Annotated in this window: 17 protein-coding genes; 15 read left to right on the forward strand and 2 right to left on the reverse strand. The window is 71.4% G+C overall.

Translation table 11 applies throughout. The annotated features are described in order from the left end of the window. The first annotated feature begins 19 nt into the window (after nt 1-19). The 5 genes from odhB to AACH10_RS09830 all read left to right on the forward strand — a co-directional run bounded on the left by odhB (nt 20) and on the right by AACH10_RS09830 (nt 4,955). Entirely contained in the window at nt 20-1,282 is a 1,263-nt protein-coding gene (gene odhB, locus AACH10_RS09810; protein ID WP_341410207.1) for a 2-oxoglutarate dehydrogenase complex dihydrolipoyllysine-residue succinyltransferase, read from the forward strand. A 44-nt stretch (nt 1,283-1,326) separates the two neighbouring features. Continuing rightward, nucleotides 1,327-1,647 (forward strand): PspC domain-containing protein, encoded by a 321-nt coding sequence (locus AACH10_RS09815; RefSeq protein WP_341410208.1) that lies wholly within the window; start codon nt 1,327-1,329, stop codon nt 1,645-1,647. Between the two features lie 34 nt (nt 1,648-1,681). After that, nucleotides 1,682-3,109 (forward strand): dihydrolipoyl dehydrogenase, encoded by a 1,428-nt coding sequence (lpdA, locus tag AACH10_RS09820; RefSeq protein ID WP_341410209.1) that lies wholly within the window; start codon nt 1,682-1,684, stop codon nt 3,107-3,109. Nucleotides 3,110-3,219: 110 nt separating this feature from the next. Further along, nucleotides 3,220-4,320, forward strand: a complete 1,101-nt coding sequence (zapE, locus tag AACH10_RS09825; RefSeq protein WP_341410210.1) for a cell division protein ZapE — start codon at nt 3,220-3,222, stop codon at nt 4,318-4,320. Nucleotides 4,321-4,328: 8 nt separating this feature from the next. Further along, nucleotides 4,329-4,955 carry a hypothetical protein gene (locus tag AACH10_RS09830; protein WP_341410211.1) on the forward strand — a complete coding sequence of 209 codons (627 nt, stop codon included), beginning with the start codon at nt 4,329-4,331 and terminating at the stop codon, nt 4,953-4,955. 15 nt (nt 4,956-4,970) lie between these two features. Here AACH10_RS09830 and AACH10_RS09835 read toward each other — a convergent pair whose 3' ends face one another. Beyond that, nucleotides 4,971-5,741, reverse strand: a complete 771-nt coding sequence (locus AACH10_RS09835) for a PP2C family protein-serine/threonine phosphatase (RefSeq protein WP_341410212.1) — start codon at nt 5,739-5,741, stop codon at nt 4,971-4,973. A gap of 85 nt (nt 5,742-5,826) precedes the next feature. Between AACH10_RS09835 and AACH10_RS09840 the strand changes: the two genes are divergently transcribed. Together AACH10_RS09840 and yoaA are read left to right on the forward strand one after the other, a co-directional pair. Then, nucleotides 5,827-6,060 carry a DUF465 domain-containing protein gene (locus AACH10_RS09840; protein ID WP_341410213.1) on the forward strand — a complete coding sequence of 78 codons (234 nt, stop codon included), beginning with the start codon at nt 5,827-5,829 and terminating at the stop codon, nt 6,058-6,060. Between the two features lie 125 nt (nt 6,061-6,185). After that, nucleotides 6,186-8,168 (forward strand): DNA repair helicase YoaA, encoded by a 1,983-nt coding sequence (gene yoaA / locus AACH10_RS09845; RefSeq protein ID WP_479725275.1) that lies wholly within the window; start codon nt 6,186-6,188, stop codon nt 8,166-8,168. 51 nt (nt 8,169-8,219) lie between these two features. Here yoaA and AACH10_RS09850 read toward each other — a convergent pair whose 3' ends face one another. Beyond that, nucleotides 8,220-9,041 carry an outer membrane protein assembly factor BamD gene (locus AACH10_RS09850; protein WP_341410448.1) on the reverse strand — a complete coding sequence of 274 codons (822 nt, stop codon included), beginning with the start codon at nt 9,039-9,041 and terminating at the stop codon, nt 8,220-8,222. A gap of 92 nt (nt 9,042-9,133) precedes the next feature. On the opposite strand from AACH10_RS09850, the gene AACH10_RS09855 reads away from it, so the two are divergent. From AACH10_RS09855 to ispG, 8 genes are all read left to right on the forward strand, one after another. Then, nucleotides 9,134-10,198, forward strand: coding sequence for an RluA family pseudouridine synthase (locus tag AACH10_RS09855; RefSeq protein ID WP_341410214.1), 1,065 nt, complete (start codon nt 9,134-9,136; stop codon nt 10,196-10,198). A gap of 317 nt (nt 10,199-10,515) precedes the next feature. After that, nucleotides 10,516-11,250, forward strand: a complete 735-nt coding sequence (gene scpB, locus AACH10_RS09860) for an SMC-Scp complex subunit ScpB (protein ID WP_341410215.1) — start codon at nt 10,516-10,518, stop codon at nt 11,248-11,250. Beyond that, entirely contained in the window at nt 11,247-13,556 is a 2,310-nt protein-coding gene (locus AACH10_RS09865) for a pseudouridine synthase (RefSeq protein WP_341410216.1), read from the forward strand. Before scpB ends, AACH10_RS09865 begins: the two co-directional genes overlap by 4 nt. 69 nt (nt 13,557-13,625) lie before the next feature. Beyond that, nucleotides 13,626-14,054: a nucleoside-diphosphate kinase gene (gene ndk / locus AACH10_RS09870; protein ID WP_341410217.1), complete on the forward strand. Its 429-nt coding sequence runs from the start codon at nt 13,626-13,628 to the stop codon at nt 14,052-14,054. Between the two features lie 39 nt (nt 14,055-14,093). After that, nucleotides 14,094-15,239, forward strand: coding sequence for a dual-specificity RNA methyltransferase RlmN (gene rlmN, locus AACH10_RS09875; protein WP_423228586.1), 1,146 nt, complete (start codon nt 14,094-14,096; stop codon nt 15,237-15,239). Between the two features lie 11 nt (nt 15,240-15,250). Further along, nucleotides 15,251-16,060: a type IV pilus biogenesis/stability protein PilW gene (gene pilW, locus AACH10_RS09880; protein WP_341410220.1), complete on the forward strand. Its 810-nt coding sequence runs from the start codon at nt 15,251-15,253 to the stop codon at nt 16,058-16,060. Continuing rightward, nucleotides 16,053-16,970, forward strand: coding sequence for a helix-turn-helix domain-containing protein (locus tag AACH10_RS09885; protein WP_341410221.1), 918 nt, complete (start codon nt 16,053-16,055; stop codon nt 16,968-16,970). Before pilW ends, AACH10_RS09885 begins: the two co-directional genes overlap by 8 nt. A gap of 69 nt (nt 16,971-17,039) precedes the next feature. Beyond that, nucleotides 17,040-18,320, forward strand: coding sequence for a flavodoxin-dependent (E)-4-hydroxy-3-methylbut-2-enyl-diphosphate synthase (gene ispG / locus AACH10_RS09890; protein WP_341410222.1), 1,281 nt, complete (start codon nt 17,040-17,042; stop codon nt 18,318-18,320). Nucleotides 18,321-18,332 lie beyond the last annotated feature (12 nt).

The following is an 18,332-nucleotide window of genomic DNA, read 5'->3' on the forward strand; positions in this document are numbered from 1 at the left end:
ACGAATTCAGAGAAACAACATGGCAATCGTAGAAGTCAAGGTTCCGCAGCTTTCCGAATCGGTGGCCGAAGCCACCCTGCTGCAGTGGAAGAAGAAGCCCGGCGAGGCCGTGGCCATCGACGAGATCCTGATCGAGATCGAGACCGACAAGGTGGTGCTGGAAGTGCCGGCGCCCTCGGCCGGCGTGCTGGCTGAGCTGGTGGTGGGCGATGGTGGCACCGTGGTCAGCGACCAGGTCATCGCCCGCATCGACACCGAGGCCAAGGCCGGCGCTGCCGCCCCGGCCGCCGCTGCGCCGGCCCCCGCCGCCGCAGCACCGGCGCCGGCCGCCGCAGCTGCCACCGGTGGCAGCAAGAGCGACGTGGCCATGCCCGCTGCCGCCAAGCTGATGGCCGACAACGGCCTGGCCGCCGGCAGCGTGGCTGGCACCGGCAAGGACGGCCGCGTCACCAAGGGTGACGTGCTGGCCGCCGTGGCCGCGCCCAAGGCCGCGCCGGCCCCTGCCGCCGCGCCGCTGGCCGCCCCGGCCGCCAAGCCCGCGCTGCAGCAAGTGGCCGCCCCGGTGGCCATGAACCTGGGCGAGCGCCCCGAGCAGCGCGTGCCGATGTCGCGCCTGCGCGCCCGCATCGCCGAGCGCCTGGTGCAGTCGCAATCCACCAACGCCATCCTGACCACCTTCAACGAGGTCAACATGGCCCCGGTGATGGAGATGCGCAAGAAGTTCCAGGACAAGTTCGAGAAGGAACACGGCGTCAAGCTGGGCTTCATGAGCTTCTTCGTGAAGGCCGCGGTGGCTGCGCTGAAGAAGTACCCGGTGCTCAACGCCTCGGTCGATGGCAACGACATCGTCTACCACGGCTACTTCGACATCGGCATCGCGGTGGGTTCGCCGCGCGGCCTGGTGGTGCCGGTGATCCGCAACGCCGACCAGATGAGCTTTGCCGACATCGAGAAGAAGATCGCCGAGTTCGGCGCCAAGGCGCGTGATGGCAAGCTGGGCATCGAAGAGCTGACCGGCGGCACGTTCTCGATCTCGAACGGCGGCACCTTCGGCTCGATGCTGTCCACGCCCATCATCAACCCGCCGCAGTCGGCCATCCTGGGCGTGCACGCCACCAAGGACCGCGCCGTGGTGGAGAACGGCCAGATCGTGGTGCGCCCGATGAACTACCTGGCGATGAGCTATGACCACCGCATCATCGACGGCCGCGAAGCCGTGCTGGGCCTGGTGACGATGAAGGAAGCGCTGGAAGATCCGGCGCGCCTGCTGTTCGACATCTGAGCCTGAACGCCGCCACCGGCCCCTGTCGTTGAAAGGAAGCCGCCATGTCGATCGCCGATGACCTTGCCAAGCTCGAAGACCTGCGCGCCCGCGGCGTGCTGACGGACGACGAGTTCCAGCGGGCCAAGCAGCGGCTGATCGACGGTGGCCCGGGTGCCGCGGCTGCGGCGCCCGGCCTGGCGGCGGTGAACGCCTTTCGCCGTTCGCTCACCGACAAGTGGCTGGGCGGCGTGTGCGGTGGACTGGCCCGTGTCACGGGCCTGGAGAGCTGGGCCTGGCGCCTGATCTTCGCGGTGCTGTTCCTGTGGGGCGGCGCCGGTCTGCTCGTCTATCTCCTGCTGTGGATCTTCGTGCCGGCCGAGTGAGGCCGCTCATCCTCAGCGCAACCTACCTCCCATCATGTCCAAGCAATTCGATGTCGTCGTGATCGGTGCCGGTCCCGGCGGCTACATCGGCGCGATCCGCGCCGCGCAACTGGGCTTCAACGTCGCCTGCATCGACGATTCCCAGAACGACAAGGGCGGCCCCGCGCCCGGCGGCACCTGCACCAACGTCGGCTGCATCCCCAGCAAGGCGCTGCTGCAGAGCAGTGAGCACTACGAGCACGCGCTGCACCACTTCGGCGACCACGGCATCAGCGTGGGCGAGGTGAAGATGGACGTGGCCAAGATGGTGGCCCGCAAGGCCGCCGTCGTGAAGCAGAACAACGACGGCATCCTTTATCTCTTCAAGAAGAACAAGGTGTCGTTCTTCCATGGCCGCGGCAGCTTCGCCAAGGCGGTGGACGGCGGCTACGAGATCACCGTCACCGGCGCCGCCAACGAGACGCTGACCGCCAAGCACGTGATCATCGCCACCGGTTCCAGCGCCCGCGCGCTGCCCGGCGTGCCCTTCGACGAAGAGAAGATCCTCAGCAACGACGGCGCGCTGCGCATCCCCACCGCGCCCAAGAGCCTGGGCGTGATCGGCTCGGGCGTCATCGGCCTGGAGATGGGCTCGGTGTGGCGCCGCCTGGGCGCCGACGTGACCATCCTCGAAGCCATGCCCGGCTTCCTGGGCGCGGCGGATGAAGCCGTGGCCAAGGAGGCGCTGAAGGCCTTCACCAAGCAGGGCCTGAAGTTCCAGTTCGGCGTGAAGGTTGGCGAGATCAAGAGCGGCAAGAAGGGCGTGTCGATCGCCTACACCGACGCCAAGGGCGCCGAGCAGACGCTGGAGGTCGAGAAGCTCATCGTCTCGATCGGCCGCGTGCCGCACACCGCCGGCCTGAACCCCGAGGCCGTGGGCCTGAAGCTCGACGAGCGCGGCTGCATCGTGGTGGACGGCGACTGCAAGACCAACCTGCCCAATGTGTGGGCCGTGGGTGACGTGGTGCGCGGCCCGATGCTGGCGCACAAGGCCGAGGAAGAGGGCGTGGCGGTCGCTGAGCGCATCGCCGGCCAGCATGGCCATGTGGATTTCGGCCTGGTGCCGTGGGTGATCTACACCTCGCCCGAGATCGCCTGGGTGGGCCGCACCGAGCAGCAGCTCAAGGCCGACGGCGTGGCCTACAAGGCTGGCCAGTTCCCGTTCCTGGCCAACGGCCGGGCCCGTGCGCTGGGCGACACCACCGGCTTCGTCAAGTTCATCGCCGATGCCAAGACCGACGAGATCCTGGGCGTGCACATCGTGGGCCCCTACGCCAGCGAGCTGATCGCCGAGGCCTGTGTGGCCATGGCCTTCAAGGCCAGCGCCGAAGACATCGCGCGCATCTGCCACGCCCACCCGTCGTTGAGTGAGTCGACGAAGGAAGCCGCGCTGGCGGTCGACAAGCGCACGCTGAACTTCTGAGCCTGACACCGGAGCGACGCCTTCGTCGCCCGGTGCGCCAGACAATCCGCAGGGGCGGCCAGCAGGTCGCCCCTTCGTCCATCCGAGACAGGGCACACGCAAGCACCGGCATGAGCAACGTCACCGAGCTCTACCACCAGACCCTGGCCGAACGCGGCTACACGGCCGATCCGGCGCAACTGCGCGCGGTGGCCGCGCTGCAGCGCTGCCAGGACGAATGGGCCGCCTACAAGGCGCGGCGTGGCAACGCCATCACCAAGATGCTGGTCAAGCCGCCGATCCCGCGCGGCGTGTACATGTTCGGCGGGGTGGGGCGCGGCAAGAGCTTCCTGATGGATTGCTTCTTCCAGGCCGTGCCGCTGCAGCGCAAGACGCGGCTGCACTTCCACGAGTTCATGCGCGAGGTGCACCGCCAGCTGCAGGAGCTCAAGGGCACGGTCAACCCGCTGGACGAGCTGGGCCGGCGCATCGCGCGGCGCTTCCGGCTGATCTGCTTCGACGAGTTCCACGTCGCCGACGTCACCGATGCGATGATCCTGCATCGGCTGCTAGACGCGCTGTTCGCCAACCGCGTCAGCATCGTCACCACCAGCAACTTCCATCCCGACGGGCTGTACCCCAACGGACTGCACCGCGACCGCATCCTGCCGGCCATCGAGTTGCTGAAGGCGCAGCTGGAGGTCATCAATGTCGACAACGGCACCGACTACCGCCGTCGCACGCTGGAGCATGTCGAGCTCTACCACCAGCCGCTGGGCCCCGAGGCCGATGCCGCGCTGACCGAGGCCTTCAACGGGCTGGCCGAGGCGCAGGACGAGCCGCCCACGCTGCACATCGAGCACCGTGAGCTGCAGGCCGTGCGCCGCGCGGGTGGCGTGGTGTGGTTCGACTTCAAGACGCTGTGCGGCGGCCCACGCTCGCAGAACGACTACCTCGAGATCGCGCAGCAGTTCCACACCGTGGTGCTGTCCAACGTGCCCGCCATGCCGCCGCGCATGGCCAGCGAGGCGCGCCGCTTCACGCTGCTGGTGGATGTGCTGTACGACCGCCGCGTCAAGCTGATCATCAGCGCCGCCGTGCCGCCCGAACAGCTCTACACCGAAGGCCCGCTGTCGCACGAGTTCCCGCGCACCATCTCGCGGCTGCAGGAAATGCAGTCGGCCGAATACCTCGCGCTGGAGCGGCGCGCGGTGGACACGCGGCTGACATGACGCACGCCATGCCGTCCTGGCGCGCGGGGGTGGCGCTGCTGCTGGCGTGTCTGAGCGCCGCGGCGCAGGCGCAGCCGGTGGTGGCCGACGATGCGGCCGAGCGTGCGCGCATCGAGCGTGATCGCCAGGCGGTGGTGGCGCGCCATGCGCAGGCCGAACGGCAGTGCGCGCAGCGCTTCCAGGTCACCGACTGCCTGGACAGTGCGCGTGCCGAGCGCCGTCAGGCGCTGGACCAACTGCGCCGCGAGCAGGCCGTGCTGGACGACGCCCGGCGTCGCGCCCGGGCCGCCGAGCGGCTGCAGGGCCAGCAGCGCCGACAGCGCGAGCGCGAGGCCCAGGCGCTGCTGAGCTCGCCGCGCGAAGCGGCGCGTGCCGCCTCCGCAGCGCCGGCTGCGGGCAGCGAGCCGGCGGCTGGGGTGGCAGGCAGGCCCGGGCACCGGCCGGCTGCGGCTGCGGCCGCGTCAGCGGCATCGGCCAGCCATGCTGCCCAGGCCGCCGCGCATGCGCGCCGCGAACACCGGGCCGAGCAGCACGCCATCGCCGTGCGTCAGCGCAACGCTGCGCGCGATGCGAAGAAGCCGCCCGCGGCCGGCCTGCCGTTGCCCGGCGCCAGCGGTCCGGCCGCTCCGCGCTGAACGCCGCGCAGCCTCTCAGCCGAGCGCTTCCACGCGCACCAGGGCCAGCGACAGGTTGTCGCCCTGGCCATGGGCACGCTGGCGGGCGCGCGATACCAGCATCTCGGCCGCCTCGCGCGGCGGCAGCTGGCTGATCACGGCGCCCAGCTCACGCGGGTTGAAGTAGTGCCACAGGCCATCGCTGCAGGCCAGCAGCGCATCGCCCGGCTGCAGGCGGGGGATGTGGTGCAGCGTCACCGGCGGATCGGCCGGGCTGCCCAGGCAGCCGGTCAGCAGGTTGCCCTGCGGATGGTTCAGCGCCTGTTCCTCGGTGATCTTGCCCTCGTCGATCAGGCGCTGCACGTAGGAATGGTCCATCGTGCGGCTGACCATCTCGCCACCGCGGAAGTGGTAGATCCGCGAATCGCCGGCGTGCACCACATCGCACTCGAGCGAGGGGCCGAGCAGAAAGCCCACGGCGGTGCTGTGGGGCTCTTCCTCGGCGGTGATGGCGGTCAGCTTGATCATCAGATGCGCTTCCATCACCATCTGGCGCAGCAGTTCACCGCCATCGTCCTTGGCCGGCACATGGCGCTCGAACAGCTGCCGCGCGGTGAGGATGACCTGGTCGGCCGCCTTGCGCCCACCGCTCTTGCCGCCCATGCCGTCGGCCAGCACGGCCAGCAGGCAGCCGGGCACGCGCCCATGCCGCAGGATCTCGACCTGGTCCTGCTGGTAGGCGCGATCGCCGCGGTGCAGCGCGGTGGCGGCGGTCAGGCGGTAGGCCTGGGGCAGTACGGCACTCATGGTCTCGGACTATAAGCGCCGGACCCGGTCGTCGCGCGCGCGGCACCCGGGGCGCCGGGTGGCCTTGGCCTACACTGGCCGGGCGATGACCGACGACGCGCCGCTCGACCTGAACCTGCACTCGCCGCAGCGGCGCCTGATCGAATTGCGCATGGCCCACGCCGACCTGGATGCCTTGATCGACCGCACGCTGGCCGATACAGCCACCCCCACGCCGCTGGACGAGCTGACGCTGCGCCGGCTGAAGAAGCGCCGCCTGCTGCTGCGCGACCAGATCGCGCAGCTCGAGGCCGATCTCGATCCGCCGGAACCGGCGTGAGCGTGCCGTCCGACAACGCGCTGCCGCCGGCCGAGGTGCCCGCGGTGGCTGCCACCGCGGTCGAGGCGCCCGCCGGGCCGTACCGGATCGACCGCACCGAGCGTGTCGACCGCGATCCTGCCGCGTTGGTCGAGGCCACGCTGGCCGCGCTGTCCGACGGCGGCGCGCTGGCCCAGGTGGACGCCGGCTTCATGGAGCGCGAGCCGCAGCGCCAGCTGGCCACTGCCGTGGCCGAGGCCGTGGCGCGGCGCGAGACCCTGGTGGCCGAGGCCGGCACCGGCGTGGGCAAGACCTTCGCGTACCTGGTGCCGCTGCTGCTGTCGGGCGGGCGGGCGCTGGTGTCCACCGCCACCAAGAGCCTGCAGGACCAGCTCTACCTGCGCGACCTGCCGCGCCTGCGCGATGCGCTGGCCGTGCCGGTGCGCATCGCGCTGCTCAAAGGGCGCAGCAGCTACCTGTGCCTGCACCGGCTGCAGCAGGCACGCGAGACCGCCACGCTGCCCGACCGCTTCGCCGTGCGTGCGCTGGCGCGCGTGGAGACCTGGGCGCCGGCCACGCGCACCGGCGACCTGGCCGAGATCGAGGGCCTGGACGACCGTTCGCCGGTGATCCCGCTGGTCACCTCCACGCGCGACAACTGCCTGGGTAGCGACTGCCCGCAGTTCGTGCAGTGCCATGTGGTGCGCGCGCGCCGCGAGGCCATGGCCGCCGACCTGGTGGTGGTCAACCACCACCTGTTCTTCGCCGACCTGTCGCTGCGCGACAGCGGCGTGGCCGAACTGCTGCCCACGGTGGATGCCGCGGTGTTCGACGAGGCGCACCAACTGGTGGAGACCGGCCTGCAGTTCCTGGGCACCACGCTGTCGGCCTACCAGGCCATCGACTTCGCGCGCGACCTGCTGGCGGCCGGCCTGACCCATGCCCGCGGCCAGCAGGACTGGCAGCTGCTGGCCGGTGGCCTGGAGCGCGCTGCACGCGACCTGCGCCTGGCCTGCGCCGGCCCGCTGCGCGAGGTCAAGGGCATCCTGAAGCTGCGCTGGGACGAGCGCGCCACCGCATCAGCCTCGGCCGAGGCCTTTGCCGCCGCGCTGGCCGGCATCAGCGAGGCGGCGGACGCGGCCTGCGAGGCTGCGGTGGCCGCCGAGGCCACCTCGCCCGACTTCACGCGCCTGATCGAACGCGCGCGCCGCCTGGCCCAGCTGGCGCATGGCTTCGAGAAGCCGGCGGCGGTGGACCGGGTGCGCTGGATCGACCTGTCGCCACGCGATGCGCGGCTGGTGGAGTCGCCGCTGCACATCCGCGACCTGTTCACCGAGCAGCGCGCGGCGGCGCCGCGGGCCTGGATCTTCACCTCGGCCACGCTGGGCAGCGACGACGAGCTGCGCTGGTTCAGCGAATCGGCGGCGCTAGAGGATGCGCGCAAGCTCAAGGTCGACAGCCCGTTCGACTACGCGGCCCATGCCCGCACCTGGGTGCCGCGGCAGTTTCCGCTGCCCAACCAGGCCGATCACCCGGTGGCGGTGGGCGCGCTGGCGGCGCGCCTGGCCGGCCGTTTGGGTGGACGCACTTTCGTGCTCACCACCACGCTGCGCGTGCTGCCGGTGATCGCCGACGCGCTGGAGGCCACCGCGCGCGCGGCCGGCACGCCGCTCACCGTGCTGGTGCAGGGCAGCCATCCCAAGCGCTCGCTGCTGCGCAAGTTCCTCGACACGCCGCGCAGCGTGCTGGTGGGCTCGGCCAGCTTCTGGGAGGGCATCGACGTGCCCGGCGCCGCGCTGCAGTGCGTGATCATCGACAAGCTGCCGTTCCCGCCGCCGCACGATCCGCTGGTGCAGGCGCGCGCCAAGGCGCTGCAGGCGGACGGGCGCGATCCCTTCGACGACTACCACGTGCCCGAGGCGGCCATCTCGCTGAAGCAGGGCGCCGGCCGCCTGATCCGCAGCGAGACCGACCGCGGTCTGCTGGTCATCACCGACCCGCGCCTGCGCCGCATGGCCTATGGCCGCACGCTGCGCGCCGCGCTGCCGCCGATGGGCGCGCTGGACACCGAGGACGATGCGCTGGCTTGGCTGGATGAGCTGGCGGCGCACAACGCCGCAAGCGAATGAGCACCCGCCCGGCGGGTGGCGTCGCGTGCCCGCGACGCCGGGTGCATCAGTTCACCAGAACTGCCACCACGCCTGTTCCGGCAGGCGGATGCCGTCCTTGTAGTGGCGGCTGTTGGGGTAGTTCTTCTTCATCACGCGCTCGGCGTCGTCGCGCAGCGCGGTCAGCCCCAGCTTGTCGTAGCTGGCGACCAGGATGAACAGCGCCTCCTCGATGGCCGGCGCGCCCTGGTATTCCTTGACCGCCAGCTGCGCCCGGTTGGCCGCGGCCAGGAAGGCCGAGCGGCGGTAGTAGTAGCGCGCCACATGCACCTCGTACTCGGCCAGCGAGTTCACGATGTAGTCCATGCGCTGGCGCGCGTCGGGCGCGTACTTCGACTCGGGGAACTGCTCCACCAGCTGCGAGAAGGCCTGGTACGAGTCACGCGAGGCCTGCTGGTCGCGCTCGGACACGTTCTGCCGCGAGATGCTGCTCAGGAAGCCCATGTTGTCGTTGAAGTTCACCAAGCCCTTCAGGTACAGGCCGTAGTCGAACGCGGGGCTCGAGGGGTGCAGCTTGATGAACCGGTCCAGCGTGGCGATGGCCTGCACGCGCTCGCCGCTCTTCCACTGCGCATAGGCCATGTCCAGCAGCGCCTGCTGGGCCAGCAGCGTGCCGGCGGCGCGGCCTTCCACCTTCTCGAAGCCCTTGATCGCCGCGTCGTAGCTGCCGGCGCGCAGGTCGTCCTTGGCGTCTGCATACAATTTCTCGGCCGAGCCGCGGTCTTCCTTGGGCGTGCTGCTGCAGCCCACCAGACCGCCCGTCACCACCAGCGCCGATGCCAGCACCAGGGTTCCGGCGCGACGGCCCAGGCCCCGCGCCGCAGGGTGCAGCATCCCGATCAGGTTCAACAGGCTCATCGTCGTCTTCCAGTCCGCGCCAGCGCGGGGCTGCCTTCCATGCAACTCGAAAAATCGGCGCGATTCTAATGGCCGCCCCATCCCCAGACCGGCCTGCACCCGCCGCCGTGGCCGACCCGCTCGATGCGGTCGATGCACTCGACGCCGCCGACACGCCCGACGAGGCCCAGGCCGAGTGGCGCGAGAGCGTCGTCGCACGCGACCAGCACGGCCTGCGTCTGGACAAGGCCCTGGTGGCGCTGGCGCCCGAGTTCTCGCGCAGCCATCTGCAGGGTCTGGTCGAGCGCGGCCATGTGCTGCTGGACGGCCAGGTGCAGGCCACCGCCTCGCGCAAGCTGCGCGCCGGCCAGCACTTGCGCGTCGAATTGGTGCCCACGGCCGAGAGCCTGGCCTTCCGGCCCGAGGCCATGGTGCTGGACATCGTGCATGAGGACGCGCACCTGCTGGTGGTACACAAGCCGGCCGGGCTGGTGGTGCATCCGGCGGCGGGCAACTGGTCGGGCACGCTGCTCAACGGCCTGCTGGCCCACCACACGGCAGCCGCCGGCCTGCCGCGTGCGGGCATCGTGCACCGGCTCGACAAGGACACCAGCGGCCTGATGGTGGTGGCCAAGACGCTGCCGGCCATGACCGCCCTGGTGCGGCGCATCGCGGCGCGCGAGGTGCGCCGGGTGTACCTGGCACTGGCCCATGGCGCCGTGCCCTGGGCCGAGGCCCGCATCGATGCGCCGGTCGGTCGCGACCCGGCCTCGCGGCTGCGCATGGCGGTGGTGGCCTCGGGCAAGCCGGCGCGCACGGATGTGCAGCGCCTGGGCGTGGCGCGGGTCGACGGGGCCGCCGTCACCGCCGTGCGCTGCAGGCTGCACACCGGCCGCACGCACCAGATCCGCGTGCACCTGGCCTCGCGCGGCCACCCGCTGCTGGCCGATGCGCTGTACGGCGGCCGGCCGTTGCTGGGGCTGCAGCGCCAGGCGCTGCACGCGGCCGAACTGGCCTTCGCCCACCCGCACGACGAGCGGCCGATGGCCTTTCGCGCCGCACTGCCGGCCGACCTGGCCGCGGCCTGGGCGCAGGTGCTGCCCGATGGCGTGGCCGATGCCGGTCCCGAGGTGCCGCCCAATTCCACGCCCTGAGGTCCGGCGTGCACGCTATACTGCGGCCTCAAGCCGGCATGACGCAGGCGTGGGGATCGGATCCCTCCGCAGCTCTCCGCCGCCGGTGAAGCCCTCCGGCCCAGCCTCACGGCCGCCGGACGAGCCGCCCGGACGCCGATGGATCGTGCGACGGGCCCTGCGGGTTCTGCGGCAACGGGCCGCCCCCAAGTCGACAACCGAAGACGCGTGGCACCGCCCTCCGACGGCGCCGCCCCCGAGCCGGCTCGCCGGACTTTCGCCACGATGCGATTCGACATTGCCGCCGCCTCGGCGGTGGACCACGTGAACAAGGGTTCATGAACACTCTGGAGGCCAAGCGCATCCTCGAGACTGCGCTGATCTGCGCCCAGCAGCCGCTGCCGCTGCGCGACATGCGCCTGCTGTTCGACGAACAGGTGGGCGCCGACACCTTGCGCAGCCTGCTCGACGAGCTGGTGCGCGACTGGGACGGCCGTGGCGTCGAGCTGGTGGCGCTGTCCAGCGGCTGGCGGTTCCAGAGCCGGCCCGAGTTGCGCGAGTACCTCGACCGGCTGCATCCCGAGAAGCCGCCGCGCTACTCGCGCGCCACGATGGAGACGCTGGCCATCATTGCCTACCGGCAGCCGGTGACCCGCGGCGACATCGAGGACATCCGTGGCGTCACGGTGTCCAGCCAGATCATCAAGTCGCTCGAAGACCGTGGCTGGATCGAGAGCATCGGCTACCGCGAGGCGCCCGGTCGCCCGGCGCTGTATGCCACCACGCGGCAGTTCCTCGACGACCTGGGCCTGGCCAGCCTTGACCAGTTGCCGCCGCTGGAAGGCCCGCCCACCGCCGAGGTGTTCGACCCCGGCCGGGCCGAGCTGCCGCCGCCCGAGGGCGATCCCGGCCAGGGCGACTTGCCGCTGGACGGCGAGGCCGCGACGGTGGCACCCGAGGCTGCGACCCCGCCCCCCGAAGACGTACCGGCCGCTCCCGCGGCCACCGATTCCGCCCCGGCCCCGGCCGGTGGCGATGCACCCAACGACACCCCCCCTGCTGCGCACGCATGAACCCGCAAGACAACGATTCCAAGCCCTCCGACCTGTCGGGTGCGCCTGGCGCAGCCGAGGCCGAAGGCGCCGCACCCAAGCCGCGCCGCAAGCGCGCCGTGAAGGCGGCCGACACGGCCACCGAAACGGCGGTGGCTTCGGTCGCAGAGGCCGCCGAGGCCGCCGCGTCGACCGACGCGCCGGCGCCTGCCGCCAAGCGCACCCGTCGCAAGGCGGCTGCGCCAGCGGCCGAAGCGAGTTCGGCGGATGCCGCCGTGCCCGCCGACATGCCTGTGGCCACCCCGGCCACCGAGCCGTCAGCCGACGCTGACGTGGTGGCCGCACCGGCTGCGCGTCCGGCACGCAGCCGCAAGCGCGTCGCGCCCACCGTGGCGGACGCGGTGGCCGACGCATCGGTGCCCGACGCCGCGGTGTCGGCCGCTCCGTCGGCCGTGGCGGTGGCGCCTGAGGCGGCGCCCGACGTGTCGCCGGCAGCCGCCGCACAAGCCGGTCGCACCGCCGCGTCGGCCGACGAAGGCGTGACTGGCGAAGGTGGTGACGGTGGCGAAGATGGCGCCGGCCCGGACGCCGATGGCGAGGCCGGCGACCGCGAAGGCCGTCGCGGCCGTAACCGCAACCGCCGCCGCGGTCGCCGTGGTGAAGGCCGTGGCGAGGAGGGCGGCGACGCCTCCGCGGCCCCAGGTGGCCAGGGCGCGGCCTCGAACGAGGAATACACCGTCGTCACCGTGCAGCCCGGCGCCAGCGACGACGACGGCGATGACGACGACGCGCCGATGGTGGTGCCGCCCGAGGCCGCCGTGGTCGGCGACGAGGGCTCGCGCACCGTGGGCCTGGACGTGGGCGAGGCTTTTGCCGACGTGCTGTCGGGCGCCTACGACGAAGCCGCGGGCGAGGCCCCGCCGCCGCCCGACGCCGACAAGCGCGTGCTGGCCGCTGACCCTGATGCGCCCAAGCTGCACAAGGTGCTGGCCCAGGCCGGCATCGGCTCGCGCCGTGACATGGAGCAGCTGATCGCCGACGGCAAGGTGCAGGTCAATGGCCAGGTGGCGCACACCGGCCAGCGCATCTCGTTCGGCGACCGCATCAGCGTGGCCGGCCGGCAGATCAAGGTGCGCATCGCGCCGCTGCCCGCCCGCGTGCTGGCCTATCACAAGCCGGTGGGCGAGGTCGTCACGCACGACGACCCGCAACACCGCCCCACCGTGTTCCGCCGCCTGCCGCGCCTGCCGCAGGGCAAGTGGCAGTCGGTGGGCCGGCTGGACATCAACACCGAGGGTCTGCTGCTGTTCACCAACAGCGGCGAGCTGGCCAACCAGCTGATGCACCCGCGCTTCGGCGTGGAGCGTGAGTACGCCGTGCGCGTGCTGGGCTCGCTGGATGCCGAGGGGCGCCAGAAGCTGCTGGACGGCGTGGAGATCGACGGCCAGCGCGCGCAGTTCAAGTCCATCGAGGACGGCGGCGGCGAGGGTGTGAACCACTGGTACCGCGTGGTCATCAACGAGGGCCGCAACCGCGAGGTGCGCAAGCTCTTCGACAAGGTGGGCCTGGCGGTCAGCCGCCTGATCCGCATCCGCTACGGCTGCGTGGTGCTGCCGCGCGGCTTGAAGCGTGGCGTGCACGTGGCGCTGAACCCGGCCGAGGTGGCCGAACTGCGCCGCGCCGCCGGTGGCCGTGAGCAGCCGCGCGGTGAGCGTGGCGAGCGCGGTGAACGTGGCGAGCGTGCCGAGCGCGACGGCGGTGGCCAGCGCGGCAAGCAGCGTGGCAACGGGCGTGGCCAGAACCGGGCTGAGCGTGGCGAGCGCGGTGAGCGCGACGAGCGCAACGACCGTCCGCCGCAGGAGCGCGGGCCGAAGGAGGGCCGCGGTCCGAAGCAGGGCGGCTCGAACGAGCGCCGTGACCGTGGCGAGCGCGCCGAACGGGGCGACCGTGGTGAGCGTGCCGAGCGCCCGCCGCGCGACCGCGACGACGAGTTCGCGCGCATCCCGAACCCGCTGATCCAGACCTTCGACAAGCGCGCCATCCGCGAGGCCAACCGGCAGCCGCGCCGCGAGTACTCGGACGACGGCCCGATCCCGAACCCGCTGGAGCAGACCTACGACAAGCGTGGGGTGCAGAAGCAGAACCCGTTCGGCCGCAAGGGCAAGGGCGGTGGCAGCGGCGGCGGTGGCGGCGGCGGTGGCCAGCCCGATCCGATGAAGACCTCGGTGGGCTACATCGGTGCCGACGCCTTCGTGCGCAAGTTCCAGAACGACAACCGCGGTGGTGGCGGCGGCGGTGGTGGCAACCGCAAGCGCGGCCGCCGCTGACCCGGATTCATCACGCACTCGCGCTAGAATGCGCGGTTAACCCTTAAGTCCTTGATTCAGGAGCAATTTATGGCCATCGAACGCACCCTCTCGATCATCAAGCCCGACGCCGTGGCCAAGAACGTCATCGGCCAGATCTACGCCCGCTTCGAAGCCGCCGGCCTGAAGGTCGTGGCCGCCAAGATGGTGCACCTGTCGCGCGGCGAAGCCGAGCAGTTCTACGCCGTGCACAAGGCCCGTCCGTTCTTCAAGGACCTGGTCGACTTCATGGTCTCCGGCCCGGTGATGATCCAGGCCCTGGAAGGCGAGAACGCCATCGCCAAGAACCGTGAACTGATGGGCGCCACCGACCCGAAGAAGGCCGACAAGGGCACCATCCGCGCCGACTTCGCCGACTCGATCGACGCCAACGCCGTGCACGGCTCGGACGCCCCGGAAACCGCCGCCGTCGAAGTGGCGTTCTTCTTCCCCGGCATGAACGTGTACGCCGGCCGCTGATCTTTTTCTGCGGTCTATCCAGCTGAACGGCGGCCCGCCGTGGTGAACCTTCTCGACTTCGATCTCGACGCGCTGACGGCGTGGTGCGAGACGCTGGGCGAGAAGCGCTTCCGCGCGGTGCAACTGTTCCGCTGGATCCATCAGAAGGGCGCGCGCGATTTCGACCAGATGAGTGATCTGGCCAAGTCGCTGCGCGCCAAGCTGCAGGGCGTGGCCGAGATCCGGCCGTTGCCCATTGCCAGCGAGCAGGCGTCGGCCGACGGCACGATCAAGTGGCTGTTCGACGTCGGCGCCGGCAACGCCGTCGAGGCGGTGTTCATCCCCGAGGACGACCGCGGCACGCTGTGCATCAGCTCGCAGGCCGGTTGTGCCGTGGGCTGCCGCTTCTGCTCCACCGGCCACCAGGGCTTCAGTCGCAATCTCACCACCGGTGAGATCCTGGCCCAGCTGTGGCAGGCGGAACATCATTTGCGCCAGCGGCTGAGCGTGCCCGCCGGCGAGCGCGTCATCACCAATGTGGTGATGATGGGCATGGGCGAGCCGCTGCAGAACTACGCGGCGCTGGTGCCCGCGCTGAAGGTCATGCTCGACGACCACGGCTACGGCCTGTCGCGTCGCCGGGTCACCGTGTCCACCTCGGGCGTGGTGCCGATGATCGAGCGCCTGAAGGCCGATGTGCCGGTGGCGCTGGCCGTCTCGCTGCACGCGCCCGACGACGCGCTGCGCGACCAACTGGTGCCGCTGAACCGCAAGTACCCGCTGCGCGAGCTGTTCGAGGCCTGCGCCAGCTACCTCGAGGCCGCGCCGCGCGACTTCATCACCTTCGAGTACTGCATGCTCGACGGCGTGAACGATTCGCCCGAGCAGGCGCGCCAGCTGATCGCGCTGGTTCAAGGCAAGGCGGGCGCGCCGCGCGTGCCGTGCAAGCTCAACCTCATTCCGTTCAATCCCTTCCCGGCCTCGGGGCTGCACCGCTCGCCGCGTGAGCGCGTGCTGGCCTTCGCCCAGGTGCTGCAGGACGCCGGCATCGTGACCACCATCCGCAAGACCCGGGGCGACGACATTGCCGCCGCCTGTGGCCAGCTGGCCGGCGAGGTGCAGGACCGCACCCGTGCTGCCGAGCGCCTGACCCGGCCCGAGGTGAAGGTGGTGCGCGTGCATCCGGCCGGGCCCTCGGCCGCATGATGCGCCGCTTGATGCGTTGCCTGACGCGCCGCGGATCGCCGCTTGCCGTGCTGGCGGCCCTGCTGCTGGGCGGCTGCGCTGGCGGGCCGCAGAGCCTGCCGGCCGACGAGCCGCGCGCCATCGCCACCGCCTCCGACCAGACTGACCTGGATCGCCGCGCCCGCGTGCGCCTGGAACTGGCCGGCGCGTACTTCTCGCGCGGCCAGCTCGACACGGCGCTCGACGAGGTCAAGCAGGCGCTGGCGATCAACCCGCAGTCGGCCGACGCCTATGGCCTGCGCGCGCTGATCTACGCCGCGATGGCCGAGGACCGCCTGGCCGAGGACAGCTACCGCCGCGCGCTGCAGATCAGCCCGCGCGACGGCAACCTGCTGCACAACCAGGGCTGGTTCTACTGCGAGCGCAAGCGCTTCGGCGAGGCCCAGGTGCGCTTTGCCGAGGCGCTGGCCCAGCCGCAGTACCGCGATCCCGGCCGCACCCAGCTGGCACGTGGCATCTGCTACGGCCGCGAGGCCAAATGGCTGGAGGCCGAAGGCGCGCTGATGCGTGCCTACGAGCTCGACCCCGCCAACCCCGGCGTGGGCATCAACCTGGCCGAGGTGCTGTACCGCCGTGGCGACCTGGAGCGCGCGCGCTTCTACATCGGCCGGCTCAACGACAACCCGGCCACGGCCAATGCGCAGACGCTGTGGCTGGCCGCGCGCATCGAGCACAAGGCTGGCCGCGAGCAGCCGGCGCGCCGTCTGGGCGACCAGCTGCGCTCGCGTTACCCGCAATCGCCCGAGGCCGCGCTGTTCGAGCGCGGGCAGTTCGATGACTGATGTTTCCGCCACGCCGGCTGCGGCGTCTTCCGGTCCGGTGGATGCGGCTGCCGCCGGCGCGCTGCTGCGCCAGCTGCGCGAGGCCCAGGGCCTGCACATCGCGGCGCTGGCCGCGGCCATCAAGGTCACGCCGGCCAAGCTGGAGGCGCTGGAGAGCGGCCGCCTGGGCGAACTGCCCGACCTGACCTTTGCCCGTGCGCTGGCCCAGACCGTGTGCCGCGCGCTCAAGACCGATGCGGCCCCGGTGCTGGCACGCATGCCCGGCGCGGTGGCCAGTCGCCTGGAGCGTGTGGACGAGGGCCTGAACACCCCGATGCCCGAGCGTGGCCATGGCCTGGCCTGGGGCGGCTGGACCTCGGTGTCCGAGTGGGCGCCGTGGCGCCGGCCGGTGCCCTGGCTGGCCCTGCTGCTGCTGCTGGCGGCCGCCGCCTTCGTGCTGGTGCCGCGTCATGCGCGCGACGACACCGCCGCCGCGCCGGCCGAGGCGGGGGCCTCCGCGGTGCTGGCCGTGGCGACGGGCGCCGCGTCGGCCGTGCTCGCGGCCAGCGAAGCCCTGGCGCCTGTGCCGGCTGCATCGGCCATATCGGCGGCTGCGGCGGCATCGGCTCAGCCTGTGCCGGCGGCCATGCCCGCATCCGCAGCGCCGGCTGCCGTCGCACAGACCGCGACGCCGGCCACCGGCCTGCAACTGCGTGCGCTGCAGGACACCTGGGTGCAGGTGATTGACGCGCAGGGCCGCGTGCTGGCCGCGCGCACCTTCACCGCGGGCGAGACGGTGTCATTCGACGCCGCGCCGCCGCTGAAGCTGAAAATCGGCAACGTGGCCGGCACCGAGCTGCAGTTCCAGGGCCAGGCGGTCGACCTGTCGCGTTTCCGGCGCGACAACGTGGCCACGCTGTCGCTGCCCTGAGCCCGGCCCGCGCGCCGTTTTCATCCATCGCCGTCGCCACCGTGTGCGTCGCCTGACCCGATTCCTGCCATGAGCCTCGACGACGTCTTCAAGCAGCCCCTGGTGGCCCCTGCCAGCCCGGCGCCGCGCCGCAGCCGCCAGGCCCGCGTGGTGTGGGGCAGCCGCGTGGTCACCATCGGTGGCGATGCGCCGGTGCGTGTGCAGTCGATGACCAACACCGACACGGTGGACGTCATCGAGACCGCCATCCAGGTGAAAGAACTGGCCCAGGCCGGCAGCGAGCTGGTGCGCATCACGGTCAACACGCCCGAGGCGGCTCAGGCCGTGCCGCACATCCGCGAGCAGCTCGACCGCATGGGCATCGACGTGCCGCTGGTGGGCGACTTCCACTACAACGGCCACACGCTGCTGACCGACTACCCGGCCTGCGCCCAGGCGCTCAGCAAGTACCGCATCAACCCCGGCAACGTGGGCAAGGGCGACAAGCGCGACCGCCAGTTCGCCGCGATGATCGAGGCCGCCGTCAGGTACGACAAGGCGGTGCGCATCGGCGTCAACTGGGGCAGCCTCGACCAGGAACTGCTGGCCGCGATGTACGACGCCAACGCCCAGCGCGCCGAGCCCTGGGATGCGCAGCAGGTGATGTACCAGGCGCTGATCCAGTCGGCGCTGCAGTCGGCCGACTGGGCGGTGGAGCTGGGCCTGCGGCCCGAGCAGGCCATCATCAGCTGCAAAGTCAGCGGCGTGCAGGACCTGGTCAGCGTCTACCAGGCGCTGGCCCAGCGCTGCGACTATCCGCTGCACCTGGGTCTCACCGAGGCCGGCATGGCCACCAAGGGCACGGTGGCCTCCAGCGTGGCGCTGGGCCTGCTGCTGCAGCAGGGCATCGGCGACACCATCCGCGTCAGCCTCACGCCCCAGCCGGGCGAGAGCCGGACGCAGGAGGTGGTGGTGGCACTCGAGATCCTGCAGGCCCTGGGCCTGCGCCGCTTCGTGCCCAGCGTCACCGCCTGCCCGGGCTGCGGCCGCACCACCAGCACCACCTTCCAGGAACTGGCCAAGCAGATCGACGACTTCCTGCGCGCGCAGATGCCGGTGTGGAAGGCGCAGTACCCCGGCGTCGAGAACCTCAAGGTGGCGGTGATGGGCTGCATCGTCAACGGCCCCGGCGAGAGCAAGCATGCCGACATCGGCATCAGCCTGCCCGGCACCGGCGAGGCCCCGGCCGCGCCGGTGTTCATCGACGGCGCCAAGGCCATGACGCTGCGCGGCGAAGGCATCGCGCAGGAGTTCCATCGCATCGTCGAGCAGTACATCGAGCGCCGCTTCGGCGCCTCGGCCGGCGCCTGAGTCGGCTGGCTG

The organism is Pseudaquabacterium inlustre, from assembly GCF_038066595.1.
GTDB classification, from domain to species: Bacteria; Pseudomonadota; Gammaproteobacteria; order Burkholderiales; family Burkholderiaceae_C; genus Pseudaquabacterium; species Pseudaquabacterium inlustre.

What these genes read in the sequence shown, in the direction of transcription:
- odhB (WP_341410207.1), top strand. Translation starts at nt 20, where the DNA reads ATGGCAATCGTAGAAGTCAAGGTTCCGCAGCTTTCCGAATCGGTGGCC.
- AACH10_RS09815 (WP_341410208.1), top strand. Translation starts at nt 1,327, where the DNA reads ATGTCGATCGCCGATGACCTTGCCAAGCTCGAAGACCTGCGCGCCCGC.
- lpdA (WP_341410209.1), top strand. Translation starts at nt 1,682, where the DNA reads ATGTCCAAGCAATTCGATGTCGTCGTGATCGGTGCCGGTCCCGGCGGC.
- zapE (WP_341410210.1), top strand. Translation starts at nt 3,220, where the DNA reads ATGAGCAACGTCACCGAGCTCTACCACCAGACCCTGGCCGAACGCGGC.
- AACH10_RS09830 (WP_341410211.1), top strand. Translation starts at nt 4,329, where the DNA reads ATGCCGTCCTGGCGCGCGGGGGTGGCGCTGCTGCTGGCGTGTCTGAGC.
- AACH10_RS09835 (WP_341410212.1), bottom strand. Translation starts at nt 5,741, where the DNA reads ATGAGTGCCGTACTGCCCCAGGCCTACCGCCTGACCGCCGCCACCGCG.
- AACH10_RS09840 (WP_341410213.1), top strand. Translation starts at nt 5,827, where the DNA reads ATGACCGACGACGCGCCGCTCGACCTGAACCTGCACTCGCCGCAGCGG.
- AACH10_RS09850 (WP_341410448.1), bottom strand. Translation starts at nt 9,041, where the DNA reads ATGCTGCACCCTGCGGCGCGGGGCCTGGGCCGTCGCGCCGGAACCCTG.
- AACH10_RS09855 (WP_341410214.1), top strand. Translation starts at nt 9,134, where the DNA reads ATGGCCGCCCCATCCCCAGACCGGCCTGCACCCGCCGCCGTGGCCGAC.
- scpB (WP_341410215.1), top strand. Translation starts at nt 10,516, where the DNA reads ATGAACACTCTGGAGGCCAAGCGCATCCTCGAGACTGCGCTGATCTGC.
- AACH10_RS09865 (WP_341410216.1), top strand. Translation starts at nt 11,247, where the DNA reads ATGAACCCGCAAGACAACGATTCCAAGCCCTCCGACCTGTCGGGTGCG.
- ndk (WP_341410217.1), top strand. Translation starts at nt 13,626, where the DNA reads ATGGCCATCGAACGCACCCTCTCGATCATCAAGCCCGACGCCGTGGCC.
- pilW (WP_341410220.1), top strand. Translation starts at nt 15,251, where the DNA reads ATGCGTTGCCTGACGCGCCGCGGATCGCCGCTTGCCGTGCTGGCGGCC.
- AACH10_RS09885 (WP_341410221.1), top strand. Translation starts at nt 16,053, where the DNA reads ATGACTGATGTTTCCGCCACGCCGGCTGCGGCGTCTTCCGGTCCGGTG.
- ispG (WP_341410222.1), top strand. Translation starts at nt 17,040, where the DNA reads ATGAGCCTCGACGACGTCTTCAAGCAGCCCCTGGTGGCCCCTGCCAGC.